This is a genomic window from Shinella zoogloeoides (assembly GCF_020883495.1).
GTDB classification, from domain to species: Bacteria; Pseudomonadota; Alphaproteobacteria; order Rhizobiales; family Rhizobiaceae; genus Shinella; species Shinella zoogloeoides.
The window spans coordinates 2190843-2203342 of record NZ_CP086610.1 but is presented as its reverse complement, the minus strand read 5'-3'; the positions used below and the strand labels follow the sequence as shown (position 1 = coordinate 2203342).

General features: G+C 65.6%; 11 protein-coding genes. 7 read left to right on the top strand and 4 right to left on the bottom strand.

Features of this window, described 5'->3' with window-relative positions; all coding sequences use genetic code 11:
• The first annotated feature begins 46 nt into the window (after nt 1–46).
• From K8M09_RS10960 to K8M09_RS10945, 4 genes are all read left to right on the top strand, one after another.
• Nucleotides 47–703 (top strand): response regulator, encoded by a 657-nt coding sequence (locus K8M09_RS10960; RefSeq protein ID WP_160787871.1) that lies wholly within the window; start codon nt 47–49, stop codon nt 701–703.
• Nucleotides 700–2046, top strand: a complete 1347-nt coding sequence (locus K8M09_RS10955) for a sensor histidine kinase (protein WP_160787870.1) — start codon at nt 700–702, stop codon at nt 2044–2046. The genes K8M09_RS10960 and K8M09_RS10955 overlap by 4 nt, the downstream gene beginning before the upstream one ends.
• 166 nt (nt 2047–2212) lie before the next feature.
• Complete coding sequence (locus K8M09_RS10950) at nt 2213–2434, top strand: hypothetical protein (protein ID WP_160787869.1); 222 nt, start codon at nt 2213–2215, stop codon at nt 2432–2434.
• Between the two features lie 186 nt (nt 2435–2620).
• Nucleotides 2621–3397: an SDR family oxidoreductase gene (locus K8M09_RS10945; protein ID WP_160787868.1), complete on the top strand. Its 777-nt coding sequence runs from the start codon at nt 2621–2623 to the stop codon at nt 3395–3397.
• 3 nt (nt 3398–3400) lie between these two features.
• Here the strand turns inward: K8M09_RS10945 and K8M09_RS10940 are convergent, their stop codons facing one another.
• A complete protein-coding gene (locus K8M09_RS10940; protein ID WP_160787867.1) occupies nt 3401–3655 on the bottom strand; it encodes a hypothetical protein in 255 nt (84 codons plus the stop codon).
• 57 nt (nt 3656–3712) lie between these two features.
• Nucleotides 3713–4570, bottom strand: a complete 858-nt coding sequence (locus K8M09_RS10935; RefSeq protein WP_160787866.1) for a LysR family transcriptional regulator — start codon at nt 4568–4570, stop codon at nt 3713–3715.
• A 128-nt stretch (nt 4571–4698) separates the two neighbouring features.
• On the opposite strand from K8M09_RS10935, the gene K8M09_RS10930 reads away from it, so the two are divergent.
• The 3 genes from K8M09_RS10930 to K8M09_RS10920 are packed head-to-tail and all read left to right on the top strand — an operon-like array spanning nt 4699 to nt 10420.
• On the top strand, nt 4699–7149 hold the full coding sequence (locus K8M09_RS10930; RefSeq protein ID WP_160787865.1) for a GcvT family protein: 2451 nt from the start codon (nt 4699–4701) through the stop codon (nt 7147–7149).
• A complete protein-coding gene (locus K8M09_RS10925; protein ID WP_160787864.1) occupies nt 7146–9593 on the top strand; it encodes a GcvT family protein in 2448 nt (815 codons plus the stop codon). The genes K8M09_RS10930 and K8M09_RS10925 overlap by 4 nt, the downstream gene beginning before the upstream one ends.
• The gene (locus tag K8M09_RS10920) at nt 9593–10420 is read left to right on the top strand and encodes an isocitrate lyase/PEP mutase family protein (RefSeq protein ID WP_160787863.1); all 828 of its coding nucleotides are present in this window, start codon (nt 9593–9595) and stop codon (nt 10418–10420) included. The genes K8M09_RS10925 and K8M09_RS10920 overlap by 1 nt, the downstream gene beginning before the upstream one ends.
• 1 nt (nt 10421) lies before the next feature.
• Here the strand turns inward: K8M09_RS10920 and K8M09_RS10915 are convergent, their stop codons facing one another.
• Both K8M09_RS10915 and K8M09_RS10910 read right to left on the bottom strand, forming a co-directional pair.
• Complete coding sequence (locus tag K8M09_RS10915) at nt 10422–10937, bottom strand: hypothetical protein (RefSeq protein ID WP_160787862.1); 516 nt, start codon at nt 10935–10937, stop codon at nt 10422–10424.
• A 135-nt stretch (nt 10938–11072) separates the two neighbouring features.
• Nucleotides 11073–12500 (bottom strand): gamma-aminobutyraldehyde dehydrogenase, encoded by a 1428-nt coding sequence (locus K8M09_RS10910; protein ID WP_160787861.1) that lies wholly within the window; start codon nt 12498–12500, stop codon nt 11073–11075.

Below are 12500 nucleotides of genomic sequence, written 5' to 3'. Positions count from 1 at the left end.
GAAGGGCGGCGGCGGATAGGCCGCCGGCACAGGGAGCGCCGGGCATTTGAGAGTTCTGCTGATCGAGGACGACGCCGTTCTGGGCGAGGCGGTGCGCGACTATGTGGCCGGCCTCGGCCACGCCGTCGACTGGATGCAGACGCTGGGCGACGCCCGCGCGGCGTCCGGCACGGTGGACTATGACCTCGTGCTGCTCGACCTGCGCCTGCCGGACGGCAGCGGCCTTTCACTGCTGACGGAACTGCGCCGGGCGGGTGTCGCCACGCCCATCATCATCCTGACGGCGCACGACCAGATTTCCGACCGCATCGAGGGGCTGAACAGCGGGGCGGACGATTATCTCGTCAAGCCGTTCAACCTCGGCGAGCTCGGCGCGCGCATGCTGGCCGTCGCCCGGCGCTATGCGGGCGCGGCGCTTCCCGTTCTGGAGGCCGGGCCGCTGACCATTCAGCTCGCCGACCGGCGGGTGCTGCGCGAGGGCGAGGCCGTGGACCTTTCCAGCCGCGAATGGGCGGTTCTGGCGCGGCTTGCGGCGCGGCCCGAGGCCATCGTTTCCAAGGGGCAGATCGAGGAGGCGCTTTACGCCTTCGGCTCGGAGATCGAGAGCAACACCGTGGAGGTCTATGTCAGCCGGCTGCGCAAGAAGCTCGGCAAGGACTGCGTGGAGACCCTGCGCGGCATCGGCTACAGGCTCGGCCGATGAGAGCGTTCCGAAGCCTTGCCGGCCAGCTCATGCTGTGGATCACGGCGACCATCACCCTGCTCTGGCTGCTCGCGGTCGCCTTCGGCGCCTTCGTCATGCATGACGAATTCGGCGAAATCTTCGACAGCGCCCTGCAGGAGACGGCCGAGCGCCTGGTGCCGCTCGTCGCCGACGATCTCCTGCGGCGCAGCGACCTCACCACCCCGCGCCGCGTCGAGGCCATGCGCGCGCCCTCCGAGGAGGAGTATCTGACCTATCAGGTGCGCGATGCGACGGGCCGGGTGCTGCTGCACTCGCATACGGCGGTGGCCGACCCCTTCGACGCGCCGCTGAAGGTGGGCTTCTGGCAGAGCGCGACCGGCCGCATCTATACGGCCGCGACGGAGGATGGCGAGATCTTCGTGCAGGTGAAGGATTCCGCCGCCGAGCGCCGGGAGGCGACGGTGGAAGGCTCGCTCGCCCTGCTGCTGCCGGTGCTGCTCATCGTTCCCGTCACCATTGCGGCCGTCTGGTTCGTCGTGCGCCGCGTGCTCGCGCCGGTGGAAACGCTGCGTGCGGCGATCGGCGAGAAGGATGGCGGCAACCTTGCCGCCATCGAGGCGGCGGACCTGCCGCTGGAGCTGCGGCCGATCCTGCGCTCGGTCAACCTGCTGCTCGCGCGCCTGCGCGCCGTGCTGGCCGCCGAGCGGGAATTCACCTCCAACAGCGCCCATGAACTGCGCACGCCCATTGCCGGCGCGCTGGCGCAGACCCAGCTTCTGCTGGCCGAATTGCGCGAGGCGCCGGTGCGCGCCCGCGCCCAGCAGGTTGAAGCTTCCCTGCAAAAGCTGACCCGGCTGACGGAAAAGCTGCTTCAGCTCGCCCGCGCCGAGGCGGGCATCGGCGTGACCGAAACCACATTCGACCTTGCCGATGTCGTCGGCGTGGTGGTGACCGATTTCCAGCGCGCCTCCGACGATGCCGGGCGCATCCGCCTGCGCAACGACCTTGCCGGCCCTTCGCTGCGCGAGGGGACGGCGGATGCCTTCGCCATCGTGCTGCGCAATCTGGTCGAGAATGCGCTTCTGCACGGGCAGGCAGGGGAGCCGGTGGATATCGCGCTCACGCCGGCGGGCAACCTCACCATCCGCAACGCCGCGCCGCCGATGAGCGAGGCGGAGCTTTCGGCGGTGCGCAAACGCTTCTCCCGGGGGCGCACCGCCGCGCCCGGTTCGGGCCTCGGCCTCTCCATCGCCGACCGCCTGCTGGCGCAGATGCGGGCGAGCCTCGTGCTCACATCTCCCGTGCCCGGACAGGCCGATGGCTTCCAGGCGGAGATCGTGTTTCCGGCCGCAGCCGGCTAACTATCGGTCCCGCCTGCATTTTCCCTGAATAGCCCGGTTTTCCGGCGTTTCTTCGCGGCTTTCGGCCGGGGAGAGGGCCATCTTTTTCGGCGTTCATGTGAGAAATGTGTGGCAATATGCCGCATTTTGTGGTTTTATGTGGATATAATCAAAAATGGTGGGGAACATGGGTCGCAAACCGGAAGAATACGCGCGGCTTTTGGCCAGCGCGCTTTGCAAGTTGCATTCGGCGGAAATCCGGGGGGCTTCGCCACTGGTGTCTGACGACAGCCTTCGCGTGATCACCGAGACCTTGACGATCGCGATGGCCGATGCCCGGAAAGTTCATGTCCAGCAGGAGCTTGCGGCGATGAACGAGCGCCGTGAACTCATCCTTCTGCATTCCTGATCATAAGCTTGTGGCGCGGGTTTGTACTGCGTTAGCGTCAACGACATGTCATGATCACGGAGCTGCCGCCCGAAGCCGCGTATCCTGGCTTCGGGCGGTCTAATCCTGTCTCGCAGGTGACTTTGCCGGCTCGGCGCGTTAGGCCCTGATCAGGACCTAACGCATCGATTCTGGGAGGAACCTGACATGGCGGACTGGGGCAGGACCGGCAAGGGCAAGATCGCACTGGTGACGGGCGGGGGAACCGGCATCGGGCTTGCGGTCGCGCGCGGTTTGAGCGCGGAAGGCTATAGCGTCGTCATCACCGGGCGGCGGCTTGCCGTTCTGGAAAAGGCGGCGGCGGAGATTTCGGCCGAGACGGGCAATCCCGTCCGCGGCATAGCCTGCGATGTGGGCGATCCGGCGCAGGTCGCGGAAGCCTTCGCCGAGGTGAAGCGGCAGTTCGGCCGTCTCGACGTGCTCGTCAATAATGCCGGCTCCAATGTCTCGCCGGCGCTCTTGGAGGATATCCCCTTCGAGGAATGGTCCAGTATCCTTGCGGCGAACCTCACCGGCGCGTTCCTCTGCACCCAGCAGGCCTTCCGCATCATGAAGGACCAGACCCCGCGCGGCGGGCGCATCATCAACAACGGCTCGATTTCCGCCACGACGCCGCGCCCCAACTCCGCCCCCTATACCGCGACGAAACACGCCATCACCGGCCTCACCAAGTCGACCGCCCTCGACGGGCGCAAATACGATATCGCCTGCGGCCAGATCGATATCGGCAACGCGGCGACGGACATGACGGCCAGGATGAATGCCGGCGTGCTGCAGGCCAATGGCGAGATTGCACCGGAGCCGACCATGTCGGTCAAGCACGTCGCCGATGCCGTGGTCTACATGGCCAGCCTGCCGCTCGACGCCAATGTGCTCAACATGACGGTGATGGCGACGACGATGCCGCTTGTCGGGCGGGGGTAGGCCTTACCGCCGCGGCTCGCCGCCTTGCGCATAGACCGTCTTCTGCTGGAACTTGAAGATATGCCCGCAGCGGCAGCGGATCATGTGCCTGTCGGGATATTTTGACGGGCGTTCGGTGAGGAAGCCGCGTGGCAGGCTGTCCACCGTGAAATCCGGGTGCGCGCGGGTCGGCATGTCGTCCTCGGAGACTTCCGCATAGCCGGCATTGCCGCACATGGCGCATTCGAGTTTGCGCGAGTAGCGGTCGCGGGCGGCCATGGGGTGCTCCTTCGTCGGATTCGGGTTCGCCGTTAATAGGCACCGGCCCGGCCGGTTTCAAGGATTCGATGCGGCCAGCAGCGCTTGAAGGGCGGCGATGATGCGGCGATGCTGGTGGGCGTGGCGCGTGCGTACGTTGACGGCGGCATAGACCGGCTGGGCGATCGGCTCCGCGCCTTCCACCCGGTTCGCCGCGCCGCTCTCCGCCAGCCGCGCGGCATCCGCCACTGTTACGAAGGCCGATCCGCCGAGCTTCTGCATGAGCGCGAGGATCGCGGTCGTCTCGCCGCTGGCGATGGGGGCGGTGGAAAGGCCGGGATAGGCTTGGCGGTGCAGCCGGTCGAAGGCGGGGGAATAGACGGCCTGGATGTAGTCCTCCGGCTTCACCTCGTCGATGTGGCTTACCTTGTTGCTCACCATCTCGTAGCGCACCTCGCCGATGCGCTCGTAATAGAGATCGGGCAGGTAGTGCGGCGTGAAGAGGATGGCGAGGTCGAGGTCGCCGGCCCCGAGGTCCCGGTTCATCTGGTTGGAATAGTCGACCTCCAGATAGATCGAGGTGCCCGGCAGTTCCCTGCGCACCTCCGCGAGCCACTCGCCGGCATAGTGGGCGGCAAGGTCGTGCTGCAGGCCGAGGCGCATGGAGCGCTCATAGGCGCCCGCCGTTTCCACCGCGCGCGAGGCCTCGTGCCATTGGTGCTGCAGTGCTTTCGCATGATCGAGAAAGCGCAGGCCCGCGGCCGTCGGCTGGGTGCCGCCCTTGTTGCGCGAAAAGAGCTTTCGCGCGAACAGCGCCTCCAGCGCGTTGATGCGGTGCGTGACCGTCGATTGCGTGATGTTCAGCCGCTCCGCCGTGCGGTTGAAATTGCGCGTTTCCATCAGGTCGAGGAATGTCTCAATCAGGGCAATTTGCATGAACGCGCCGTATTTTCTCAATATTTGACAATAGTCTAATCGGCATCCTCGATTAATAAAGCGAAATCCTCCGCTTGTCCCCCGGCGCTTTGGTTGCCACAAATCCCCGTCGAAGAAGGGGAGCGAGAATGTCCGCACTGCCAAGCCATGCCCGTGTCGTTATCATCGGTGGAGGCGCTGTCGGCGCATCCGCGCTCTATCATCTGGCGAAGGCCGGATGGACGGATTGCGTGCTGCTCGAAAAGAACGAGCTGACCGCCGGCTCGACATGGCATGCCGCTGGCAACGTGCCGACCTTCTCCTCGTCCTGGTCGATCATGAACATGCAGCGCTATTCCGCCTCGCTCTACCGGGAGCTTGGCGAACTGGTCGATTACCCCATGAACTACCACGTCACCGGCTCCATCCGCCTCGGCCATTCGAAGGAGCGGCTGCAGGAGTTCAAGCGCGTCGTCGGCATGGGGCGCTATCAGGGCATGGACCTCGACATCCTGACGCCCGACGAGATGCGCGGCAGATATCCCTTCCTCGAAACCCACGATCTTACCGGCGCGCTCTACGACCCTTATGACGGCGATATCGACCCTGCGCAGCTCACACAGGCGCTTGCCAAGGGCGCGCGCGACATGGGCGCGAAAATCTTCCGCTTCTGTCCCGCCACCGGCGCGCGGCGCGAGGGCGAGGAGTGGGTGATCTCCACGCCGCAGGGCGAAATCCGCTGCGAGAAGGTGGTGAACGCCGCCGGCTATTATGCGCGCGAGGTCGGCAAATGGTTCGGCCGCGAGGTGCCGATGATGGTGATGAGCCATCAGTACATTCTCTTCGAGGAAATTCCCGAGCTTGCCGCATGGTCGAGGGAGGCCGGCCACAAGCTGCCGCTGCTGCGCGACGTGGACTCGTCCTATTATCTCCGTCAGGAGAAGACGGGCATGAATCTCGGCCCCTATGAGCGCAATTGCAAGGCGCATTGGGTGACGCCGGACGATCCGATGCCGGACGATTTCTCCTTCCAGCTCTTCCCCGACGATCTCGACCGCCTCGAATGGTATCTCAACGACGCCGTCGAGCGCGTGCCGATCCTCGGCACGGCGGGCCTGTCGCGCATGATCAACGGTCCCATCCCCTATGCGCCGGACGGCAATCCGCTGATCGGCCCGATGCCGGGCGTGCCGAACGCCTTCGAGGCCTGTGTCTTCACCTTTGGCATCTGTCAGGCCGGCGGGGCCGGCAAGGTGCTGGCGGAATGGGTTACGGAAGGTGAGACCGAGTGGGACATGTGGTCCTGCGATCCGCGCCGCTACACCAGCTTTGCCGCCGACAAGGACTATTGCATCGCCAAGGGCATGGAAATCTACGGCCACGAATATGCGATGCACTTCCCCAAACACGCATGGCCGGCGGGCCGGGACAGGAAGCTCTCGCCGATCCACGACCGCATCAAGGCGCTCGGCGCGCAGTTCAAACCCTATAACGGCTGGGAGCGCGCCAACTGGTACGCCAGACCCGGCGACGATCTTTCGGAAGAATCCACCCAGACCTGGAACCGCGAGGGGCCGTGGCGCCCGCGCATCGAGGAGGAGTGCCGCGCCGTCACCGAGGCCGCCGGCATCCTCGACCTTCCCGGCTTCTCGCGCTTCCGCGTGAAGGGGGAGGGCGCGACGGCTTGGCTTTCCTCGCTCGTCACCGGCAAGGTGCCGAAGCCCGGCCGCATCGGCCTTGCCTATTTCTCCGACGACAAGGGCCGCATCGTCACGGAAATGTCCGTCATGATGCTGGACGAGGACTTCTTCTTCCTCATCACCGCCGCGACCGCCCAGTGGCACGATTTCGAATGGCTGACGAAGCATCTGCCGAAGGATGCCGCCTTCACCATCGATGACGTGACGGACAATTTCTCCTGCCAGATTCTCTCCGGCCCCAACTCCCGCGCCATCCTCGCGGACGTGTCCGACGCCGACCTTTCCAAGGGCTGGCTGACGCATCAGAGCTGCCAGATCGCCGGCCGCTGGTGCCAGCTCGTGCGCGTCTCCTTCGCCGGCGAACTCGGCTGGGAAATCCACACGAAGATCGAGGACACCGCCGCCATCTTCGACGCCGTGTGGGCGGCGGGGCAGAAGCATGGCCTGAAGCCTTTCGGCATGGAGGCGCTGGACAGCCTGCGCATCGAGAAGGGCTATCGCGCCTGGAAGGGCGACCTTTCGACGGACTACACGATCCTGCAAGGCGGCCTCGACCGTTTCGTCGACTGGACCAAGCCCGATTTCAAGGGCAAGCCGGCGCTGGAGCGCGAGAAGCAGCAGGGCGTCACCAAGCGTTTCGTGACGCTGACGGTGGAAGCCGGCGAATGCGATGCGCCCTACATGTCGACGCTCTGGCACGGCGGCAAGGTCGTCGGCGAGACGACCTCCGGCAACTGGGGCTACCGCGTCGGCAAATCCATCGCGCTTGGCATGCTGCGTGCCGATCTCGCCGTGCCGGGCACGGAAATCGAGGTGGAAATCTACGGCGACCGCTTCAAGGCGACCGTCCAGCCGGACGGCCCGCTCTTCGACCCCAACAATGAAAGACTGCGCGCATGACGAAGCCCATTCCCTCCAAGGCGAGAGCCGTCATCATCGGCGGCGGCGTTTCCGGCTGCTCGGTCGCCTATCATCTCGCCAAGCTCGGCTGGACGGATGTGGTGCTGCTGGAGCGCAAGCAGCTCACGTCCGGCACCACATGGCACGCCGCCGGCCTTATCGGCCAGCTCCGCGCCTCGCAGAACATGACGCGCCTCGCCAAATATTCCGCCGATCTCTACGTCAAGCTCGAGGCCGAGACCGGCATCGGCACCGGCATGCGCCAATGCGGCTCGATGACCGTGGCGCTCACCGAGGAGCGCAAGGAGGAGATCTACCGTCAGGCCTCGCTCGCCCGCGCCTTCGATATCGATGTGCGCGAAATCACCTTGGACGAGGTGAAGGCGATGTATCCGCACCTCAATACGGCGGATGTGAGGGCTGCCGTGCATCTGCCGCTCGATGGCCAGTGCGACCCGGCGAACATCGCCATGGCGCTTGCCAAGGGCGCGCGGCAGAACGGGGCGACGGTCATCGAGGGCGTCAAGGTGACGTCGGTTCTGACGAAGGACGGCCGCGTGACGGGCGTCACCTGCGAGCAGAACGGCGAGACCTTCACCATTGAGACCGACAATGTCGTCAACGCCGCCGGCATGTGGGGGCGCACGCTCGCCGACATGTCGGGCGTCACGCTGCCGCTGCATGCCTGCGAGCATTTCTACATCGTCACCGAGCCGATCCCGAACCTCCAGCGCCTGCCGGTGCTGCGCGTGCCGGACGAATGCACCTATTACAAGGAGGACGCCGGCAAGATGCTGATCGGCGCCTTCGAGCTGAAGGCCAAGCCCTGGGGCATGGACGGCATTTCGGAGGACTTCTGCTTCGACCAGTTGCCGGAGGATTTCGACCACTTCCAGCCGATCCTCGAAAACGCTATCAACCGCATGCCGATGCTGGAAACCGCCGGCATCCACACCTTCTTCAACGGCCCCGAGAGCTTCACGCCCGACGACCGCTACTATCTCGGCGAAGCCCCGCAATTGAAGGGCTACTGGGTCGCCGCCGGCTACAATTCCATCGGCATCGTTTCTTCTGGCGGCGCGGGCATGGCGCTTGCCCAATGGATGAACGATGGCGAAGCGCCCTTCGATCTCTGGGAGGTGGATATCCGCCGCGCCCAGCCGTTCCAGAAGAACCGTGCCTATCTCAAGGATCGCGTCTCCGAAACGCTCGGCCTGCTCTACGCCGACCATTTCCCTTACCGCCAGATGGCGACGGCGCGTGGCGTGCGCCGCTCGCCGCTGCACGAGCACCTGAAGGCACGTGGCGCGGTGTTCGGCGAGGTCGCCGGCTGGGAGCGCGCCAACTGGTTCGCGAAGGAAGGACAGGAGCGGGAATACCGCTATTCGTGGAAGCGGCAGAACTGGTTCGAGAACCAGAAAGCGGAGCACCTTGCCGTTCGCAACGGCGTCGGCCTCTTCGACATGACTTCCTTCGGCAAGATCCGTGTGGAGGGCCGCGATGCGCTCGCCTTCCTCCAGAAGCTCTGCGCCAACCAGATGGACGTCGCGCCCGGCAAGATCGTCTATACCCAGATGCTCAACGCCCGCGGCGGCATCGAGAGCGACCTGACGGTGACGCGCCTCTCCGAGACCGCCTTCTTCCTCGTCGTGCCCGGCGCGACGCTCCAGCGCGACCTTGCCTGGCTGCGTAGGCATCTTGCGGACGAGTTCGTCGTCATCACCGATGTCACGGCGGCCGAAAGCGTGCTCTGCGTCATGGGGCCGAAGGCGCGCGACCTCATGCAGAAGGTCAGCCCCAACGACTTCTCCAACGCGCACCATCCCTTTGCCACGGCGCGGGAAATCGAGGTCGGCATGGGCCTCGCCCGCGCCCATCGCGTCACCTATGTCGGCGAACTCGGCTGGGAGCTTTACGTCTCCACCGACCAGACCGCCCATGTCTTCGAGGCGCTGGAGGCAGCCGGGGCCGATGTCGGCCTCAAACTCTGCGGCCTGCACACGCTCGATAGCTGCCGCATCGAAAAGGCCTACCGCCATTTCGGCCATGATATCACCGACGAGGATCATGTGCTGGAAGCCGGCCTCGGCTTTGCCGTGCGCACCAAGAAGGGCGACTTCATCGGCCGCGACGCGGTGCTGGGCAAGCAGGAGGAGGGGCTGAAGCGCCGCATGGTGCAGTTCCGCCTCACCGATCCCGAGCCGCTGCTCTTCCACAACGAGGCGCTGGTGCGCGACGGCAGGATCGTCTCGACCATCACTTCGGGCAACTACGGCCACGCCCTTGGCGGGGCCATCGGCATGGGCTACGTTCCCTCGGAAGGCGAGAGCGAGGCCGATATCCTCGCCTCGAATTACGAGATCGAGATCGCCGGCGTGCGGGTGAAGGCGGAAGCCTCGCTCGCGCCGATGTACGATCCGAAAGCCAAGAGGGTGCGCGCCTGATGAACCTTGCCGAACGCCATCAGCGGTTCCACGACCTGCACCAGTCGGGCTGCTTCGTCATCCCGAACCCGTGGGACATGGGCTCGGCCCGCATGATGGCGGCGGCCGGGGCCGTTGCGCTCGCCACCACCTCCGCCGGCTTCGCCTTCACGCTCGGTCGGCCCGATATGGGCCGGGTGACGCGCGAGGAGTCGCTGAAACACGCCGAGGATATCGTGCGCGCCACGCCGCTTCCCGTCTCGGGCGATTTCGAGAACGGCTTTGCCGATGCGCCCGACGATGTGGCCGAGACTATCCGCCTTGCCGCCGAAGTCGGCCTTTCCGGCTGCTCCATCGAAGACACGCAGATGGTGGACGGCAACCCGGCCTATGCCTTCGACCTTGCCGTCGAGCGCATCCGCGCCGCCGCTGATGCCGCCCGCTCGCTCGGTCGGCCCTTCATTCTCTGCGCCCGCGCGGACGGCGTGATGAACGGCGTTTATGACCTTGGGGAAGCCATCCGCCGCATCCAGGCCTTCGAGAAGGCCGGGGCGGATCTGCTTTATGTCCCGGTGCCCCCGGGCGTCGAGGAGCTGAAGCGCGTGCTTGCCTCCGTCTCGAAGCCCGTCAATGCGCTTGCCGCCGGGCCGCTGCGCCAGCTCACGGTGCCGCAATTTTCGGACCTCGGCGTGCGCCGCATCTCGCTCGGCTCGACCATCGCCCGCGTCACCCACGCCGCCATTGCCGAGCAGATGGACGCCATCGTCAAGGACGGCAGTTTCGCCAAGCTTTCCAGCGCCGCCTCGGGCGATGCCATCAATCGCCTGCTTCTGGCCGGCGCGGGCTGACCTAGCGCCGCGCGGCGCGAACATCCCTTGCGCCGAAGTCGAATTTCGGCGTCGTCACGGGGTTGAGGTCTATGCCGGGGAAGACGGCGAAGGTGCTGAAGGGCAGGCTTTCGCCCGGCAGCACGCGCAGAACGATCAGCGCACTGTCACGGCCTGCCTCCCGGCAGGTGTCGTTCGGGCAATCGGATAGCACGACATCGAGACGGAAGGACTGCATCGGCACGTCGCCCTTGTTGGTCACGCTGCCCGTGATGCGGTAGCTCGTGCGTGTCTGGCCGAGGCTCGCCTGCATGTCCGAAAGCGCGACGGTCTCCTCGGTGAGGGCCGGTGCCGGGGTGGTCTCGTCTCCGGCCTCGGGAGAGGCTGGGCGCTCATCGACGAACCAGAGCAGGATCGCGATGGCAAGGCCAATGGCCACCGTGATGGTGAGAACGGGTTCGACCCAGCTTCGAAACTGCCGGAAACGCAATGCGAGATAGAGAGTGGCCGCCGCCGCGACCGCAAATGCCCAGATCATTCAGATACTCCTGGACAAGGTATAAAGCAGTTCCCGGAAAAGTGCGAAGCGGTTTCAACGGGAAAGTGCAGACAAAAAATCCGGGGCGTTGGAGACGCCCCGGCAGGTAGCCGCGCACGAGGGCGGCGGGGAGGATCACCCGTGATTGATCATCACATGGCGGACCGCCGTGTAGTCCTCCAGCGCATAGATCGACATGTCCTTGCCGTAGCCCGACTGCTTGACGCCGCCATGGGGCATTTCGGTCGTCAACATGAAGTGCGTGTTGATCCAGGTGCAGCCGTATTGCAGGCGGGAGGCCGCCTTCATGGCCTTGCCGATATCCTTCGTCCAGACGGAGGAGGCGAGGCCGTAATCGCTGTCGTTCGCCCAGCCGATGGCCTCATCGGCGTCGGAGAAGCGGGTGACGGAGACGACCGGGCCGAAGACCTCGCGGCGCACGATCTCGTCGTCCTGCGTCGCGCCGGCCACCACCGTCGGCTGGAAGAAGTAGCCTTCGTCGCTGCCGGTGCGGCCGCCCGCGGTGATCTCGATATGCTTCACCTCGGCGGCGCGCTCGACGAAACTCGCCACGCGGTCGCGCTGGCGCTTGGAGATCAGCGGGCCGATCTCGTTCTGGGTGTCGTCCGGGTCGTTGTACTTGATGGTCGAGACGGCGGCGGAGAGGTCGGCGACCAGCTTCTCGTAGATGCCGTCCTGCGCGTAGATGCGGCAGGCGGCGGTGCAGTCCTGGCCGGCATTGTAGTAGCCGAAGGCGCGGATGCCGGAGACGACGGCTTCGAGGTCGGCATCGTCGAAGACGACGACGGGGGCCTTGCCGCCGAGTTCCAGATGGGTGCGCTTGACGGTCTTGGCCGCTGCCGCCAGCACCTTCTTGCCGGTCGCGACGTCGCCGGTGATGGAGACCATGCTGATCTTCGGATGGTTGATCAGCGCGTTGCCGACCGTCTCGCCACGGCCGAGCACGATGTTGACGACGCCTTCCGGCAGGATATCGGCAAGGAGCTTGGCCATCTTCAGCGCCGTCAGCGGCGTCTGCTCGGAGGGCTTGAAGACCACCGTGTTGCCGCCGGCAATGGCGGGCGCGAGCTTCCAGGCCATCATCATCAGCGGATAGTTCCACGGCGCAATCGAGCCGACGATACCGACCGGGTCGCGGCGCACCATGGAGGTGAAGCCGGGCAGGTATTCGGCGGCGACGGGGGCGTGCAGCGAGCGGATCGCGCCGGCGAAGAAGCGCCAGCAATCGACGATGGCGGGCAGTTCGTCATTGCGGGCGGCGTTGATCGGCTTGCCGCAATTGAGGGATTCGAGCGCGGCGAAGGCGTCGGCGTCCTTCTCGATGGCATCGGCGATGCGCAGCAGATAGCCGGAGCGTTCGGCGGGCGTGGTCGTCGCCCAGGAGACGAAGGCCTTTTCGGCGGCGTCGACGGCGGCGTCGATCTGCGCGTGGGAGGCTTCCGGCAGGTCGACGATCTTGCCGCCGGTCTTGGGGTTCAGGATGTGCTCTTCCGCCTCGGTGCCGGCCTCGAAGCGCGAGCCGATCAGCATCTGGGTGTCCAT